General features: G+C 61.6%; 20 protein-coding genes and 1 tRNA gene. 10 read left to right on the top strand and 11 right to left on the bottom strand.

Annotated features, from left to right (window positions below; all coding sequences use genetic code 11):
* Positions 1-60 precede the first annotated feature (60 nt).
* The gene (locus ACP7DW_RS08970; protein WP_426054852.1) at positions 61-1284 is read right to left on the bottom strand and encodes a benzoate/H(+) symporter BenE family transporter; all 1224 of its coding nucleotides are present in this window, start codon (positions 1282-1284) and stop codon (positions 61-63) included.
* A gap of 275 nt (positions 1285-1559) precedes the next feature.
* On the opposite strand from ACP7DW_RS08970, the gene ACP7DW_RS08965 reads away from it, so the two are divergent.
* Positions 1560-2957, top strand: a complete 1398-nt coding sequence (locus tag ACP7DW_RS08965; protein ID WP_289951736.1) for a GntP family permease — start codon at positions 1560-1562, stop codon at positions 2955-2957.
* Between the two features lie 35 nt (positions 2958-2992).
* Here the strand turns inward: ACP7DW_RS08965 and ACP7DW_RS08960 are convergent, their stop codons facing one another.
* The 4 genes from ACP7DW_RS08960 to ACP7DW_RS08945 form a co-directional block, all read right to left on the bottom strand.
* A complete protein-coding gene (locus tag ACP7DW_RS08960; protein ID WP_426054486.1) occupies positions 2993-3544 on the bottom strand; it encodes a hypothetical protein in 552 nt (183 codons plus the stop codon).
* A gap of 88 nt (positions 3545-3632) precedes the next feature.
* Positions 3633-3992, bottom strand: coding sequence for a hypothetical protein (locus ACP7DW_RS08955; RefSeq protein WP_426054487.1), 360 nt, complete (start codon positions 3990-3992; stop codon positions 3633-3635).
* A 94-nt stretch (positions 3993-4086) separates the two neighbouring features.
* Positions 4087-4163 (bottom strand) — tRNA-Pro (locus ACP7DW_RS08950).
* A gap of 54 nt (positions 4164-4217) precedes the next feature.
* Positions 4218-6311: an AsmA family protein gene (locus tag ACP7DW_RS08945; protein ID WP_426054488.1), complete on the bottom strand. Its 2094-nt coding sequence runs from the start codon at positions 6309-6311 to the stop codon at positions 4218-4220.
* Between the two features lie 140 nt (positions 6312-6451).
* On the opposite strand from ACP7DW_RS08945, the gene ACP7DW_RS08940 reads away from it, so the two are divergent.
* Genes ACP7DW_RS08940 through arsH form a run of 3 tightly spaced genes read left to right on the top strand, consistent with a single transcriptional unit; the run spans position 6452 to position 7972 of the window.
* Positions 6452-6805: an ArsR/SmtB family transcription factor gene (locus ACP7DW_RS08940; RefSeq protein WP_243136217.1), complete on the top strand. Its 354-nt coding sequence runs from the start codon at positions 6452-6454 to the stop codon at positions 6803-6805.
* Entirely contained in the window at positions 6802-7224 is a 423-nt protein-coding gene (gene arsC, locus ACP7DW_RS08935) for an arsenate reductase (glutaredoxin) (RefSeq protein WP_426054490.1), read from the top strand. Before ACP7DW_RS08940 ends, arsC begins: the two co-directional genes overlap by 4 nt.
* 1 nt (position 7225) lies before the next feature.
* Positions 7226-7972, top strand: coding sequence for an arsenical resistance protein ArsH (gene arsH / locus ACP7DW_RS08930; RefSeq protein ID WP_426054491.1), 747 nt, complete (start codon positions 7226-7228; stop codon positions 7970-7972).
* 50 nt (positions 7973-8022) lie between these two features.
* Here the strand turns inward: arsH and ispB are convergent, their stop codons facing one another.
* Positions 8023-9012, bottom strand: a complete 990-nt coding sequence (gene ispB / locus ACP7DW_RS08925; RefSeq protein ID WP_096234007.1) for an octaprenyl diphosphate synthase — start codon at positions 9010-9012, stop codon at positions 8023-8025.
* 304 nt (positions 9013-9316) lie between these two features.
* Here ispB and rplU point away from each other — a divergent pair, with 304 nt between their 5' ends.
* From rplU to proB, 5 genes are all read left to right on the top strand, one after another.
* Positions 9317-9628 (top strand): 50S ribosomal protein L21, encoded by a 312-nt coding sequence (rplU, locus tag ACP7DW_RS08920; RefSeq protein WP_038500602.1) that lies wholly within the window; start codon positions 9317-9319, stop codon positions 9626-9628.
* Positions 9629-9668: 40 nt separating this feature from the next.
* Positions 9669-9941, top strand: a complete 273-nt coding sequence (gene rpmA, locus ACP7DW_RS08915) for a 50S ribosomal protein L27 (RefSeq protein ID WP_010395157.1) — start codon at positions 9669-9671, stop codon at positions 9939-9941.
* Between the two features lie 113 nt (positions 9942-10054).
* Entirely contained in the window at positions 10055-11164 is a 1110-nt protein-coding gene (gene obgE / locus ACP7DW_RS08910; RefSeq protein ID WP_100875747.1) for a GTPase ObgE, read from the top strand.
* Positions 11165-11176: 12 nt separating this feature from the next.
* The gene (locus ACP7DW_RS08905) at positions 11177-11587 is read left to right on the top strand and encodes a hypothetical protein (RefSeq protein ID WP_282409446.1); all 411 of its coding nucleotides are present in this window, start codon (positions 11177-11179) and stop codon (positions 11585-11587) included.
* A gap of 27 nt (positions 11588-11614) precedes the next feature.
* On the top strand, positions 11615-12733 hold the full coding sequence (gene proB, locus ACP7DW_RS08900; RefSeq protein WP_426054492.1) for a glutamate 5-kinase: 1119 nt from the start codon (positions 11615-11617) through the stop codon (positions 12731-12733).
* Between the two features lie 46 nt (positions 12734-12779).
* Here the strand turns inward: proB and ACP7DW_RS08895 are convergent, their stop codons facing one another.
* The 5 genes from ACP7DW_RS08895 to ACP7DW_RS08875 form a co-directional block, all read right to left on the bottom strand.
* Positions 12780-13097: a hypothetical protein gene (locus tag ACP7DW_RS08895; protein WP_426054493.1), complete on the bottom strand. Its 318-nt coding sequence runs from the start codon at positions 13095-13097 to the stop codon at positions 12780-12782.
* Between the two features lie 8 nt (positions 13098-13105).
* Positions 13106-13639 carry a DUF6232 family protein gene (locus ACP7DW_RS08890; protein WP_426054494.1) on the bottom strand — a complete coding sequence of 178 codons (534 nt, stop codon included), beginning with the start codon at positions 13637-13639 and terminating at the stop codon, positions 13106-13108.
* Positions 13640-13720: 81 nt separating this feature from the next.
* Positions 13721-14368, bottom strand: coding sequence for an endonuclease III (gene nth / locus ACP7DW_RS08885; RefSeq protein ID WP_426054495.1), 648 nt, complete (start codon positions 14366-14368; stop codon positions 13721-13723).
* Positions 14365-15099, bottom strand: a complete 735-nt coding sequence (gene rsxB / locus ACP7DW_RS08880; protein ID WP_426054496.1) for an electron transport complex subunit RsxB — start codon at positions 15097-15099, stop codon at positions 14365-14367. The genes nth and rsxB overlap by 4 nt, the downstream gene beginning before the upstream one ends.
* 21 nt (positions 15100-15120) lie before the next feature.
* Positions 15121-15420: a hypothetical protein gene (locus tag ACP7DW_RS08875; RefSeq protein WP_426054497.1), complete on the bottom strand. Its 300-nt coding sequence runs from the start codon at positions 15418-15420 to the stop codon at positions 15121-15123.
* Between the two features lie 43 nt (positions 15421-15463).
* On the opposite strand from ACP7DW_RS08875, the gene ACP7DW_RS08870 reads away from it, so the two are divergent.
* Entirely contained in the window at positions 15464-16204 is a 741-nt protein-coding gene (locus tag ACP7DW_RS08870) for a substrate-binding periplasmic protein (protein WP_426054498.1), read from the top strand.
* Positions 16205-16308 lie beyond the last annotated feature (104 nt).

Genomic DNA, 16308 nt, shown 5'->3' with positions numbered 1-16308 from the left:
GGGCCAGCCGCGCGGCCGGATGGGCGCGCGGGTGTAGTGAAGGGAAGTGCGGGAGGTGCGTCAGGAGGGGGGCGCGGCCTGCCGTCGCCTGGCATGCAGGAGCCAGCAGGCCAGCATGCCGATCAAAATGCCCCAGAAGGCCGAGCCCAGGCCCAGGAAACTCATGCCCGAGGCGGTGGCAAGGAAGGTGATGACGGACGCTTCGCGGTGGTCTTCGGCCGCCGCGATGCCGGCGAGGTTGACGGTGATGGCGCCCAGCAGTGCCAGGCCGGCCAGGGTAGCCACCAGTTCGCGCGGCAGGGCGGAAAACAGCATCACCAGCGAGCCGCCGCACAGGCCGGCGAGCAGGTAGAACAGGCCGTTGGCCACGCCGGCGATGTAGCGCCGCGCGGGATCGTCGTGCGCATCGCGCCCCGTGCACATGGCCGCGGTGATGGCGGCGATGGCGATCGTGATGCCGCCCGTGCAGGCCACGGCCAGCGAAGCCAGGCTGCTGGTCGTGAGGATGGGGCGCACCGGGCTGTCATAGCCGGCCCCGCGCAGCACGGCCATGCCGGGCAGGTACTGGCCGGTCAGGGTGGTCAGCACCAGTGGCAGCGCCAGGCTGAAGGTGGCGGCCCACGACCAGCTGGGCGCGATGAAACGCGGCGTGGCCAGCTCCAGCGTGATGCCGTCAAAGTGCGTGTGGCCGCCGGCCCAGGCCAGCAGCGCGCCGCTGAGCAGCAACAGCACGATGCAGTAGCGCGGCAGCAGGCGCTTGAACACCAGGTAGGCGGCGATCATGCCGCAACTGAGGAGTGGCAGCGAGCCGATGGATTTGAAGGCATTCAGGCCAAATGGCAGCAAGATGCCGGCCATCATGCCGCTGGCAATGCCTTTGGGGATGAGCGCCATCAGGCGGTCGAACTGGCCCGTCACGCCGATGGCCAGCAGGATCAGCGCGGCCGTCAGGTACGCGCCCACCGCTTCGCTGACCGGCATGGCTGGAAACAGGGTGATCAGGAGCGCCGTGCCGGGCGCCGACCAGGCCGTGATGACGGGGAGGCGCAGCTTCCAGCTGAGGAAAATGCCCGCCAGTCCCGCGCCGATGGAAATGCCCCAGACCCAGGAGGCAAACATGGCATTGCTCATGTGTGCCGCCTGGGCCGCCTGGTAAAAAATCGCCAGCGGACCCGCATACGACACCAGCACGGCCATGAATCCGGCGGCCATGGCTGATACTGACCAGTCGGCCAGACGCAGCGCGCCGACGGCCTGGCCGCCATCGCGCGGTTCCGGCGGCAGGCTGGCTGCGTGCTGCTGTGGTTTTATGCTGTGCGGCAAGATATCACCCTGACTGTTATCTGATATATGGAGAATAGATAACTGGTGAGGTGGCGTCCAACACCGATTGGGTATCCATTCGATACTTAAAAGGTATGCGTCTCGTCGGGGCGGGAAATATGTCCGGGACGTTGCACCTGCGGAGAAATTGATATTTCCAATAGGAAATCAGTACAAACCATGATACTTTTTGCATGGTTGCTGAACAATAAATTTTCCACAGAGGTTCGAACGACATGTCTTTTCTGATAGTGCTGGCCGCCCTGGCCTTCCTCATGCTGGCCGCCTACCGTGGCTACAGCGTGATCCTGTTCGCCCCCGTGGCCGCGCTGGGCGCCGTGCTGCTGACCGACGCATCGGCAGTGGCGCCCGTGTTCAGCGGCATCTTCATGGAAAAGATGGTGGGCTTTATCAAGCTCTACTTCCCCGTGTTCCTGCTGGGCGCCGTGTTCGGCAAGCTGATCGAACTGTCCGGCTTTTCCCAGTCCATCGTGGTGGCCGCCATCCGCTATATCGGCCGCTCGCGCGCCAATGCCGTGATCGTTGCCGTGTGCGGCGCCCTGACGTATGGCGGCGTGTCGCTGTTCGTGGTGGTGTTTGCCGTGTATCCGTTTGCGGCCGAGCTTTACCGCCAAAGCAACATCCCCAAGCGCCTGATGCCGGGCGCCATCGCCCTCGGTGCCTTCTCCTTCACCATGGATACCTTGCCCGGCACGCCGCAGATCCAGAACATCATTCCCACCACTTTCTTTCAGACTACGGGCTGGGCCGCGCCCTGGCTGGGCACCATCGGCGCCGTGCTGACGGTGGCAACTGGCCTGGCCTACCTGGAATGGCGGCGGCGTTCGGTGATGGCCAGCGGCGAAGGCTATGGCGGCGATACCGAGCCGGTCGCGCCGGCCGACCCGGCGAATCTGCCGTCGCCGCTGCTGTCGCTTGCGCCGCTGTTGCTGGTGGGCGTGGCCAATTTCCTGCTGACGCATGCGATACCTCGCTGGTATGGCGCCAGCCACGTCATCACCAGCGATGAGTTGCCGGGCCTGCATGCGCCCGTGACCACCTCGATCAGCGCCGTGGTCGGCATCTGGGCCGTCGAAGGGGCCTTGTTGCTGGGCATTTTGCTGGTATGCGCCACCGCCTTCCGGCGCATCAAGGATTCCTTTGCCGAAGGCACGAAGACCGCCGTCGGCGGCGCCTTGCTGGCAGCCATGAATACGGCCTCCGAATATGGCTTCGGCGGCGTCATTGCCGCGCTGCCCGGTTTTATCGCCGTCAGCAATACGCTGCGCAGCGTGCCCGACCCGCTGGTCAATGCGGCCGTCTCGGTGACGGCCCTGGCCGGCATCACGGGGTCGGCCTCGGGTGGCATGAGCATCGCGCTGGCCGCCATGTCCGACAGCTTCATCGCCGCCGCGCACCAGGCCCACATTCCGCTCGAAGTGATGCACCGCGTGGTGGCCATGGCCAGCGGCGGCATGGACACCTTGCCGCATAACGGCGCCGTCATCACCCTGCTGGCCGTAACTGGCCTGACGCACCGGCAGTCCTACCGCGATATTTTCGGCATCACCGTGATCAAGACGGGTGTCGTATTTTTGGTGATTGCCACTTATTATCTGACCGGGCTGGTGTGAGTCATCGGTTTGAGTGCTCCAGGATTGCACCAGGGTTAAGGGTGATTGATTGCTGGAACATGATCGACAACTTGCACGGTCAATTCGCCTATCGGCACCCGCTGTGTAGAACCGCTGACCGGCTCGAACAGCACGATAGCGGAAGGTGTCGAGACGACCACGCGACCAATTGCCACCCGGGTTGCATCCTTGAAAAGCGCAACGCAGTTGGCTGTCGAGACGACAGGCTCAGTCTTTTTTCTCGGGGCAGACAACACCTGCAGCAGCGCCGCATGCGCTCTGACGGGCTCGCAAGTGGCGGGGCTAATTACAAACTTCCTGAAGTAGAGGGTTCCCAGTTGTGTCCCAAACATGGGGACGATGGAAATCAGAATCACGGCGAATATGAGAACACCGGCAACCAAAAATGGACTAATCAATGTAAGGGCCAGGCTGATGGCCGAAATGATCGTGATACCCCATGCCATGCTGTTGCTGGTCTTCTTGACAGCGTTGCTATCGTCACGTGACAGCCTGGTGCGCATGGCGCCAGATGCCGTACGCTTGCCTTGATTTACCTGAGGTGTTCGTGGCATGCTTGGACGCATGATCATGCTCCTTGTTGGGGCGTTAGCCTGCGGCGCGGCGTCTGTTTCCTGACGCCGGCGTTGACTGCTCCGGCTGCTTGGGTGGCGATTACCATGGCATGCCTCTCAAGGCTAGTCCCAATTGCTGCAGGAAAACCAAGAACCGCACCACGACAATAAGTGTTGCAATAAAAAGCAATCCATACTGTTCGCCGATCGTCATTCTTCCTGATTTCCCTAGCTTGAGCCACGCCCAAAGAAACAGGCACAGTGCGCCGCAGGCCAGCGGGATTTTCAGTGGCCTGTCGTTGAAATCAGGCACGCTGATACCTGTGAATATCCCAAGCAATTCAGTCGGGTGATCGATCAGGAGCAGGAAAAAGGCGAGGATCGGGAGAAATCCGATGAGCAGTCCAAGCAGATATGCTTTCTTCTTGTTTGCTGCTTGCTCTGGCAAATGATTCATCATGGCATTGACGTCTTCTCAGAAAGCTATGCCAACCAGCGATGCAGATTTGTGACACGAATTAAGGTAAGCAGAGCGCGACGGCATTTGACGATGCTGGTCGGGGTGAGAGGATTCGAACCTCCGGCCTCTGCGTCCCGAACGCAGCGCTCTACCAGGCTGAGCCACACCCCGCTTTCCTTCATTACAGCAGATGGCGGGGTGGCTTTCAAGCGGCTGCGTCAAGGTCTATTGCTTTTCCTGCTGGGCCTTTTTGATGTCCGCTTCGCTGACTTTTTTCGCCGGTGCCTTTGTCGCCGGTGACGTGGCCGCCTTGCGCGTGGCGTTCGCTTGCGCCATGACGGCGGCGCAGTCCGTGTCGGGGGCTTTGTCGACGCTGACCAGCGGCAGCAGGGCGGCCAGCGGGGTGACGATGGTGGCCAGCGCCACGGCGGCGCCAGCTTTTAATGCCAACGGACCTTTTTGCGGGCCCACGTCCGGGTTCTTGAACGTGCCTTTCGCATACAGCGGCGTGCGCAGGGTGATGATGCGGGCGCCCTTGGTGCGCGGGCGCACGTCGAGGTCCAGGGTTTCGCTTGCCAGGTTGACGTTGCCCGTGATATTCACCACCGCCGTGTCCGTGTCGAGCACGAAGCGGCGCACGTCGGCCTGGCCATTCGTGACGGCGAAGTCGCTGGCCAGACAGTTCAGGTGCACTTGCTTGTCGCCGAAGATTTTCACGAAGACGGCATTGGCCAGGTTCAGGCCGGCCAGTTCCAGCATGAACTGGCTGACGGAGCCTTCGCTGACGGTGGCCGCCAGCTCGCCATTGGCGCTGGCCAGCATGGCCGAGACGGAGTTGCCGTGGCCTGTCAGCGCCGCGTCGCCATACACTTCGCCGAAGCTCGCTTGCATCGATTGCAGCTTGGGAAACAGTTCGCGAATCTTGAGGTGGCGCGCCGTCACCTTGGCTTGCGCGGCGATGGTCTTTTGACGGCCATCGAGCGTGATGTTCGAAGTGATGTCGCCGCCGGCCATGCCGAAGTTGAGCGGCGTCAGACTCAGCACCTTGTCTTTCATGTGGATGTTGGCGACGACGTCGTTGAGCGGGATATCGTGCGTGCGCACCAGTTTCTTGCCCGTAAACTTCACGTTGGCGTCGAGCGCATTCCAGTTGGCCGTGTTGAACTGTTCCACGGGCAAGGCTTTGTTGTCGGGTTGCACGGGCGCCTTGCCGCGCGCCTGTTTTTGCGCATTGCTGTCGGCACCGATGGTGGGGCCCAGGTCTTCCAGGCGCAACTGCTGCGACGTCACTTCGCCACGCAGCAAGGGACGCGGCTGGCGCGGCAAATAGTGCAGGGTGCCGGCCAGGTCGCTCTGGCCCACCTTGCCCTTGAAGTTCTGGTACGTCCAGCTCCAGCTGGCGCCATCCTTCTTGCCCAGCAAGCGACCCTTGGTGGCGTAGTCCGGCGTTTCCGGCAGCAGCACGCCTGTCAGCGGGTACAGGTCGGCCATGCTGGCGCCGGCCAGGCTCAGCTGCAAATCGATGCCGGACAGCGAGCGCGGGTCCGTCAGGGTGCCGGCGATGCTGGCCTTGTTCTTGCCCAGCACGGCGTGCGCCTGCACGGGATAGACGGTGTTGTTGTCGGTCAAGGACAGCACGGCGCCGGCCTTGCCGCCGCCCGTCACGGGCGCCTTGCGGTAGCTGCCGCCCAGGGTAAATTCGATGCCGTATTTTTCCACGGGCGCGTTGCCTGGCGCGTCGCCCGGCGTGGCGTCGGGCGCCGTCGAGCTGACCTTGGCGCGCACGTCCAGCGCGATGCCTTCGTCGAGGTAACGGATGGCGCCGTCGCCAAAGGCCATGCGCTGGATTTCCACCTCCCATGCCGACGGGCCGTTATCCTTCAAGGTCCAGCTGTTGCTGCCGTCGGCGCGCCGCTGCAGGGCGATGTTTGGCGCTTCGAGCGCCAGGTCCGTCAGCACCAGCCTGTGCTGCAACAGGGGCAGCGGATGGAGAGCCACGTCGATGCGTTTCGCGCTGGCCAGTTGCGGGCCGGCCGTGGCCCAGTCCGGGTTGCTCATGCGCACGTCCTGCGCGCTGATGACAGGGCGCGGCACATAGCGGCGCCAGCCCGGCTCCGTTTTGAGGCCTTGTTTCCATTTCACTTGCAGGTCACCGGCGATGACGAAGCTGCGCCCCGTGCTTGCCGACACCTTCTCGTTGATATAGGGGCGTGCGCGGTTCCAGTCGAAGGTCAGCACGACGATGACGAGCAGGGCGATCAGGGCCAGCAGGGCGGCCAGGCTCCAGCCGAGGATTTTCAGGGGTGTCGAGCGTGTCATGGGATGCCAATCGCAGTGATTTGTCATCAAGGTAGACCGATAGGCCATGACGGTCGGTGCGCTGGGATACGTACGTATCGCGATTGCTGGCATTGATTCCATAATTCGATTATTATTGAAGTATGGAAAATGAAAACATAATGACGCTGCAAGCCGGGCCGCTGACGAGCACGGCCGCCATCGCGGCGCTGGCGGCGCTGGCGCAGGAATCGCGGCTGGCCGTGTTCCGCCTGCTGGTGCAGACGGGGCCGGAGGGCATGGCCGCGACGAAAATCGCCGAGGCGCTGGCCATCGCGCCATCGTCGCTGTCGTTTCACCTGAAGGAACTGGCGCACGCCGATCTGGTGACGGCGAGCAAGGCGGGGCGCTCCATCATCTATGCCGCCAACTATGCGGGCATGAACGGCTTGCTGGCCTTTTTGAGCGAGAACTGCTGCGCCGGCGCGCCTTGCTGCGTCAGCGAACCACATTTACTGAAGGAAACCACGACATGACGATCACCATTTATCACAACACGGCGTGCGGCACTTCGCGCAATACCCTGGCCCTGATCCGCAACACGGGCGTCGAGCCCGTCATCATCGATTACGTCAAGCATCCGCCTTCGCGCGAGGAGCTGGTCAACCTGATCAAGCGTGCCGGCCTGTCCGTGCGCGCGGTGATGCGCGACAAGGGCGCCCTGTACGAGGAGCTGGGCCTGGCCAATCCTGAGCTGAGCGATGCGGCCCTGCTCGATGCCATGCAAGCCCATCCTATCTTGATCAACCGCCCCATCGTCGTCACGGAACTGGGTGTGCGCCTGTGCCGGCCGTCGGAAAAAGTGCTGGAGATCCTGCCGCTGCCGCAGCAAGGGGCATTCGTCAAGGAAGACGGCCAGGCCGTGGTGGGCGCCGACGGCAAGCCGGTGGTCTGAGATGGACAAGCTCGCCAATGAGTTACCCAACATCAGCGCCGCGCACCTGGACTTGCCCAGCCTGGATAAACTGGCGCCGGTCAACGTGTCCACGCATGCGCCGCGCATCCTGCTGCTGTACGGCTCCTTGCGCGAACGCTCGTACAGCAAGCTGCTGACACTGGAAGCGGAACGCATCCTGCGCCATTTTGGCGCCGAGACGCGCGTGTTCGATCCGCATGGCTTGCCCATGGTCGACAGCGTCTCGCCCGAGCATCCGAAAGTGCAGGAGCTGCGCGCGCTGTCGCTATGGTCGGAAGGGCAGGTGTGGTGCAGTCCCGAGCGGCATGGCGCCGTCACGGGCGTGTTCAAATCGCAGATCGACTGGCTGCCGCTGGAAACGGGCAGCGTGCGGCCCACGCAGGGACGCACCCTTGCCGTGATGCAAGTGTCGGGCGGTTCGCAATCGTTCAACGCCGTCAACGGCTTGCGCGTGCTGGGACGCTGGATGCGCATGGTGACTATCCCGAACCAGTCTTCGGTGGCCAAGGCGTACCAGGAATTCGACGACGCGGGCCGCATGAAACCGTCGCCGTATTACGAGCGTCTGGTCGATGTGATGGAAGAGCTGTATAAATTCACCCTGTTGGTGCGCGACCGCCGTGATTACCTGGGCAGCCGCTACAGCGAACGGCTGGAGTCGGAGCCGGCCATCGTGCAGGCATTGGCGGGCGCGGCGATGGAGCACGAACGCAGCAGCGGCACATAAAGAAAACGGCGCCAGTGGCGCCGTTTTTTATCGCTGATAGTGAAACGCGATCAGTGATTGCGGTCCACGGCAAACGAGCACAGTTGCAGCATGGATTGCTTGTAGACGCTGTCGGGCCAGCCGGCGATGGCATCGGCGGCGCGCTGGCCGGCGATTTCCGCCTGCTTGCGCGTGTAGTCGAGGGCGCCGCTGCTGGTGATGGCGGCCAGGATGGCGTCGAAATGCTGTTCGTCGCCTTGCTCGATGCAGCTGCGCACCAGTTCGCGTTGCTCCGGCGTGCCGTTTTCCATCAGCCAGATCAGCGGCATGGTCGGTTTGCCTTCGCGCAAGTCGTCGCCCACGTTCTTGCCGATTTCGGTGGCGTCTCCTGCATAGTCGAGCACGTCGTCGATCAGCTGGAAGGCCGTGCCCAGCGAGCGGCCGTATTCGGCAGCCGCTTCGATATCGTCTTCGCTGGCGCCGGCGATCAGGGCGCCCAGTTGCGCCGACGCTTCGAACAGCTTGGCTGTCTTCGAGCGGATGACGTTCAGGTAGCTCTCTTGCGTCACGTCCGGATCGTGCATGTTCAGCAACTGCAGCACTTCGCCTTCGGCGATCACGTTGGTGGCGTCGGAGAGGATTTGCATGACGCGCATATTATTGAGCGACACCATCAGCTGGAACGAGCGCGAGTGCAGGAAGTCGCCTACCAGCACCGAGGCCGCATTGCCGAACAGGGCGTTGGCCGTCTGGCGTCCGCGGCGCATCGACGATTCATCGACGACATCATCGTGCAGCAGGGTGGCGGTATGGATGAATTCAACCACGGCGGCCAGTTCATGGTGCGCCGTGCCGCGATAAGCGTGGGCATTGGCCACCAGCAAAATCAGCACGGGACGGATGCGTTTGCCGCCTGCACTGATGATGTATTCAGCGATCTGGTTGATCAGAATCACGTCGGAGTGCAGTTTTTGGCGGATCACCGTATTGACTGCGTCCATATCGGCGGCAATCGTTTGCACGATGGTGTTTTGGTTAACGTGTTTGTTAGCGTCAGACAAGGCGAACCTGCATTAGATTGTGGGTGCGGCGATTATACGACATGGCTTGCGCGAGCGTGATGTTTGCCGATGACTGTAGAGCAATTGTTTGACCTTGTTGGCACTGGCGCGTGCTTTTCTGTCCGCCTGGCGCAAGCCTGACATGATGGTCAGGTTGTCGACATACCACGATCGTCAAGCTTTGTGAATAGTTTTTGACGCAATTTCTCAGTCCGTGTATAATCGCTGGTTCCCCCTGTTGTGTACGGCTTGCTTTGCGTGGCAGTGGGACAAATTCTTTCAACATTTGATGAGGTTTCAAATCATGTACGCGGTCATAAAAACCGGTGGCAAACAATACAAAGTTGTCGCTGGCGAAAAACTTAAAGTAGAACAGATACCGGCAGACATTGGTTCCGAAATCACCATCGATCAAGTTCTCGCAGTAGGCGCGGGCGACACCATTAAGTTTGGTGCGCCATTGGTCGAAGGTGCAACGGTACTGGTTACGGTTGTGGCGCATGGTCGCCATGATAAGGTCAAAATTTTCAAGATGCGTCGTCGTAAGCATTACCAAAAGCATCAAGGCCATCGCCAGAATTTTACCGAAATCCAAATCGTTTCGATCAACGGCTAATCGCCGCTGTTTGAATTAATCAGCTATCAAGGAGTCTTAAATGGCACATAAAAAAGGCGGCGGCACAACGCGAAACGGCCGTGATTCAGAATCAAAACGTCTGGGCGTTAAAGTCTACGGCGGCCAAGCTATCAATGCTGGCGGCATCATCATTCGTCAACGCGGCACGCCAGTGCGCGCCGGCGAAGGCGTAGGCATGGGCAAAGACCACACCTTGTTCGCGTTGATCGCGGGCAAAGTGAAGTTCGTTGTCAAAGGTGCCGGTTCGAAGCAATTCGTGACCGTTGTACCTAACGCAGCAGTACCAGCGTAATTCATCGCGGGGCGCCAGTTCGCTCCGCCGTGATCGCATGATGTAAGGCGCAAGCCTTCAATCGAAAGGCTCTGCCCAAGGTAGAGCCTTTTTAGTTTTATGGCGGCAAAATTATGAAGTTTATCGACGAAGCAAAAATCGAAGTCATCGCGGGCGATGGCGGCAACGGCTGCGCCTCTTTCTGCCGTGAAAAATTCCGGCCTTTCGGCGGTCCCGATGGCGGCGATGGCGGCAAGGGCGGCACCATTTGGGCAGTCGCCGACCGCAATATCAACACGCTCGTCGATTTCCGCTTCTCCAAAATGCACAAGGCTCGCAATGGCGAGCCTGGCCGTGGCGCAGATTGCTATGGCAAGGGCGCCGATGACATCCACCTGCGCATGCCGGTCGGCACCTTGATCATCGATAACGCGAGCGGCGAAATCCTGGCCGATCTGACCGAACACGGCCAGACCGAAATGCTGGCCAAGGGCGGCGAAGGCGGCTGGGGCAATATCCACTTCAAGTCCTCGACCAACCGCGCGCCACGCCAAAAAGGCGAGGGCAAGGAAGGCGAACGCCGCGAACTGCGCCTGGAACTGAAAGTACTGGCCGATGTGGGCCTGCTGGGCATGCCGAACGCCGGCAAGTCGACGTTCATTTCGGCCGTTTCGAACGCGCGCCCAAAAATTGCCGATTACCCATTTACCACCCTGCACCCGAATCTGGGCGTGGTGCGCGTGTCGCACGAGAAGAGCTTTGTGATCGCCGATATTCCCGGCTTGATCGAAGGCGCTTCCGAAGGCGCGGGCCTGGGCCATCAATTCCTGCGTCACTTGCAGCGCACGGGTCTGCTGTTGCACATCGTCGACCTGGCGCCGTTTGAAACCAACGTCGATCCTGTCAAGGAAGCCAAGGCGCTGGTCAAGGAACTGAAGAAATACGACGAGTCGCTGGTCGACAAGCCGCGCTGGCTGGTGTTGAACAAGCTCGACATGGTGCCGGAAGAAGAGCGCAAGAAGCTGGTGAAGGACTTCCTCAAGCGTTTTGCCTGGAAAGGTCCCGTCTTCGAGATCTCCGCGCTGAACCATCAGGGTTGCCCGGAACTGGTGAATGCGATTTATCAACATCTGGAAGCGAAGAAACACAGCGAAAGCCGTGCCGAAGAAACGCAGATGACCGAAGAAGCACGCGGTATCTCGTCGATCGACCCGGATGATCCGCGTTTCAAGATCCTCGACTAAGGCTGTATCCCGATGTCGGTACAGGCGGTCGCTGTCGCGTCTTCGCGCAAGCAAGCGTGGCAGCGCCGTGTATTGCATCTGATCGCGTATGCTTACGGGCTGAGCGTGGTCGCCTGCCTGCTGTTCGCCGATGAGTTGGCGGCCGGCATGGGCATCTTCCTCAATGGCGTCAATGGCTACAGCCAGTTCTACGCCTCCCATGTCGGTGTCTGGGGCGCTACCGCGCTCCTGGCGCTGTTCGCAGCACGGCAGGGCGAACCGCCCATCCTCGGCGATATCACTGCAATGTTGGTCCTGGCGCAGCCCGCCGGCCGTTTGTACGCGGCCATCAGTTTCGGCTTGCCCCAGGGTTTTGTGTTGTTCATGTGCGCAATGGAGCTGACGGCGGGGCTGGCCTTGCTGCTGCTGCGTCCTGCGCGCTGACGTCTATTAAGTGAAGAGCGCCGCCCCATGGATTCCGTGATTCAAAAAGCTACCCGCATCATCATCAAAGTCGGCTCCTCGCTGGTCACCAACGATGGCCGCGGACTCGACCATGCCGCTATTGCCCGCTGGGCTGCGCAGATTTCCGGCTTGCGCGCCCTCGGCAAGGAAGTCGTGCTGGTCAGCTCCGGCGCGATTGCCGAAGGCATGCTGCGCCTCGGTTTCGAGCAGCGCCCCACCGATATCCACGAATTGCAGGCGTGCGCCGCCGTCGGCCAGATGGGCCTGGCGCAAATCTATGAAAGCAGCTTCCGCGCCCACCAGCTGGGCACGGCGCAAGTGCTGCTGACGCACGCCGACCTGGCGGACCGTGAACGCTACCTGAACGCCCGCTCCACCCTGACGACCCTGCTGCGCCTGGGCGTGGTGCCGATCATCAATGAAAACGACACCGTCGTCACCGATGAGATCAAGTTCGGCGACAACGATACGCTGGGCGCCCTGGTGGCCAACCTGATCGAGGCCGATGCGCTGGTCATCCTGACGGATCAGCACGGCCTGTTCTCGGCCGACCCGCGCAAGGACCCGAACGCCCACCTGATCACGCAAGGCGTGGCGGGCGATCCGGCCCTGGAGGCGATGGCCGGCGGGGCCGGCAGCAGCCTGGGGCGTGGCGGCATGCTGACGAAAATCCTCGCCGCCAAGCGCGCCGCCAAGTCCGGCGCCCATACGATCATCGCCTGGGGCCGCGACAGCGACGTGCTCAGCCGCTTGGCGCAGGGCGAAGCGATCGGTACGCAGTTACTGGCACAAACGGGACAGTTGACAGCGCGCAAGCAGTGGATGGCCGATCATCTGCACACGGCCGGCGCCGTCGTGCTGGACGCGGGCGCCGTGCAAAAGCTGCGCCAGGAAGGCAAGTCTCTGCTGCCGATCGGCGTGACGGGCGTGAACGGCGAATTTGGCCGCGGCGCCGTGATTACCTGCGTCGATGCCGAGGGCGTGCCCGTGGCGCGCGGCCTGTCGAACTACACGAGCGGCGAAGCGCGCCGCATCATGCGCAAGCCCTCCACCGAGATCGAGGCGATTCTCGGCTACATGGAAGGCCATGAGCTGATCCACCGCGACAATATGGTGTTGCTGTAAGCGCCTGCTTGCCACGCCAGCGGCCTGGCGCCCCCGCGCGATGCGTTCAGGCCTGCAGCGCGCGGGCGGCGAACACGGCCGCCGCCGGCAGTTCCAGCAGGGCCGGCAAGTATTCCAGCAATCCCTTCCATAAGGCTTTCAGCACTCCTGGCTCGGCATCGCGCCGCTCCAGTTCGCGGCTCAGCGCTTGCAGCGCCGCCTGCGCATCGCGATTGCCCGCGCGTTCGACCATGGCGACGACTTCGCGGTAGGCATCCGCCACAGCCTGCCCATCCGTTTGCCGCAGGCGGTTCAGCGACCCTTCGATGTGTGAGCGGTTGATGATGGTGACACCGGCGCCGATGCCGCTGAAATGGTCGCCCATATGCCCTCCTAGTGTTTTATCTCCGACCGGTTGTTGATGTTGGCGCCGCTGCCTATATTGCTGAATTCGTCGCCAAACGTAACTTTCGACTGATCCACATTGATGTGATAGGTGGCTGCCGTAGTACGATTTTCCATGACATTAATGATGGCTTGCGCGATGGCTTCGATACCTTTCTTGTCGCGTGACTGCAGCAGGCTGGAGCTGCCGGCCGAGGTTTCCACGAACAGCGTGTAGTACGTCAGTTGCGTGCGGTCCCACAGGCCGTAGCAGGCAATGGCAAACAATGCCAGGCCGGCAAGCACGTATAACCATGCTGGCCATGCCGGCTGGCGTCCGAACCACTGCAGTGCCAGGCGCTCGACGATCAATGGTTCATGGATGCACAGCAGCCAGGCCAGTGCCAGGCAGAACAGGATGGTAAACAGGCCGAAGCGGGGCAAGCGTTCGCGCTCCTGCACATAAGTTTGCGTCAGGTTGTGGATGGGATAGACGCGTGCACCATAGCGCAGTGTGTTGTTGGTGATCGTTAGCTCGGCCATGGTGCCCCCCTACACGTGTGCGTGTCTGGTTAGTGTGGACCTGTCGCGGGCCGATTCCTTAATCTGGCGCAAACGGGCGCGCTACACCACGGCCGGCATCGGCGACTTGTCCTTGTAGTCGCACAGGTCGGCGATCATGCAGTTCCAGCATTGCGGCTTGCGCGCCGTGCATGTGTAGCGGCCGTGCAAGATGAGCCAGTGGTGGGCGTCGTGCAGGAATTCCTTGGGGATGAATTTGACCAGCTTTTGCTCGACGATATCGACATTCTTGCCCGGCGCGATGCCGGTGCGGTTCGAGACGCGGAAGATATGCGTGTCGACCGCCATGGTCGGTTCGCCAAACGCCGTGTTCATGACCACATTCGCCGTCTTGCGGCCCACGCCGGGCAAGGCTTCCAGCGAGGCGCGGTCGCGCGGCACTTCGCCGCCGTGCTGCTCCAGCAGGATCTGGCAAGTGGCGATGGCGTTCTTCGCCTTGGTGCGGAACAGGCCGATGGTGCGGATGTAGCTGGCCAGCTCGTCCACGCCCAGGGCCAGTATCTTGGCTGGCGTATTGGCGACCGGATACAGCAAACGGGTGGCTTTGTTGACGGACACGTCCGTCGCCTGCGCCGACAGCAGCACGGCGATCAGCAGCTCGAACGGCGTCGTGTATTCGAGTTCCGTTTTTGGCGACGGATTGGCGGCGCGAAAGCGCGTAAAGATTTCCAGGCGTTTGGCGGCGTTCATGCGTCTTTTTTCGGCGTGGTGGGGGCGGGCGGTTCGGTCTGGGTGGCGGCGCTGGCGGCGGCTTTGGCGCGCGCGCGCTCCATGGCGGCGGCGATGATGGCGCGCTTGCGTTCCTTCTCCGCCTGTTCATCGGGCGTCACGGGCACTTCCTGCGTCACTTCCTGCATCTTGGCGACGGCCTTGGCGGCCAGGCGCGCGTCGTTGGCCTCGGCTTCGCGGCGCAGCCGCTGTGTGCGGAAATCGTGGCGCGCGCGCGCATCGTCGGCTTCCGCCTGGCTCCAGGCATCCCAGCCGGTGGCGTCGCCGCTGACGGGATACATCACGATGCAATCGACGGGGCAGGGCGCCACGCACAGGTCGCAGCCCGTGCACAGGCTGGTCACCACCGTATGCATCTGCTTGGCGGCGCCGACGATGGCGTCCACCGGGCAAGCCTGAATGCACAAGGTGCAGCCGATACACAGCGATTCATCGATATAGGCGACAGATCGCGGACGTTCGAGGCCGTTGACGGGATTGAGCGGAATGACTTTTTTGCCCAGCAAGCCGGCCAGGCGCACGATGCCCTGTGCGCCGCCCGGTGGGCACTGGTTGATGTCGGCGCTGCCGGCGGCTATCGCTTCCGCATACGGGCGGCAGCCGTTGTAGCCGCATTTGGTGCATTGCGTTTGCGGCAGCAAGTCTTCGATCTGGTCGGCAAGTGAGGGAGGGGCAGGGTGCGGCACGGTCATCTTCGATACGGTAAAACGCCATTATCGGCCATCCGGCGCGCACACAAGTAAAAACCTGTTTCGTGAGAGGGATAAGGTGTGCCATGGAGAGCTGTTGCAGGTGCGCCGCAATCGTATTTTATTTCCTGCGGGAATGTCAAAGTGAAAATAAACAACTTTGAAAATTCTTTTTTTTATGGGAGCATGGTTGTTATCAAGCCAGTGATCAAAAAAAGCCGACCGCCAGTCCTGTTGCCGCGCCTGCATTGCCAGGCGCGCCAGGCCATAGGAGCCAAACATGCGTTTCCTCCGGACAGTTGGTTTGCCCTTCTGTTTGCTCATGCACTCTGCGCTTGCCCTTGCGCACGGGCAGGCAGGATCGCCTATGGCGGCGCCGGGCGCTGCCAGTTCGCGCATCGTCCGTTTCGCGGCGGAAGACTGGCCGCCTTTCATTTCCCATAGCCTGCCTGCCGATGGCATGTCGGGCGCCATGGTCAGCGCCGTCTTCGAACGCATGGGCTATGTCGTCAAATATGAGTATTTCCCGTGGAAGCGCGCCATGCAGTTTGGTTTGAGCAGTCCCCGCTACGCGGGTTTCCTGGCCGTCTGGCGCACGCCCGAGCGGGAAAAACTCTGCCATTTTTCTGTTCCGGTTGGCAACACACAGGGGGTGCTGGCCTATCTGAAGGAGGATGGCGTGCCCGGTACCACCCTGGCCGAACTGGGCACGCTGCGCATCGGCACCGTGGCCGGCTATTCGAATGGCGAGCAGTTCGATGGCATGGTGGCGCGTGGCGAACTGAAGACGGAAGAGGGCTTGAATGACGCCACGAATCTGAAGAAACTGTTCATCAAGCGATATCGCGTGATCGTCATCGAGCGCCACGTTCTGCAGCACTTGCTGATGGGACGCAACTTCAGCAAGGCCGAGCGTGAGCGCATCGCCATTATCGATACCGTTTTCAAGGAGCGCCCCGTGCATGTGTGCTTCCAGCGCACCGCAGACGGCGCGGTGCAGCAAAAGCGCTTCAACGAGGCGGCGCGCGATATCGACACGGCCCGGCTGGAACGCGATTACTGGAAGCGGCTCGACCAGAGCCTGGCGACGGCGCCACCGCATCCCTGAGCTATTGCGCCACTGTTGTTCGTTGCCAAAACGAAATATCTAAATACGAAACCATTCGTTCTTGTTTGTTTGTCCATCCTTTAGTCTGCAACCACTGTGTTGAC

Source organism: Janthinobacterium sp. PSRC1-1, from assembly GCF_049897525.1.
Lineage (GTDB): Bacteria > Pseudomonadota > Gammaproteobacteria > Burkholderiales > Burkholderiaceae_D > Janthinobacterium > Janthinobacterium tructae.
The sequence above is the reverse complement of the archived record's forward strand: the minus strand, read 5'-3'. Positions and strand labels throughout refer to the sequence as shown.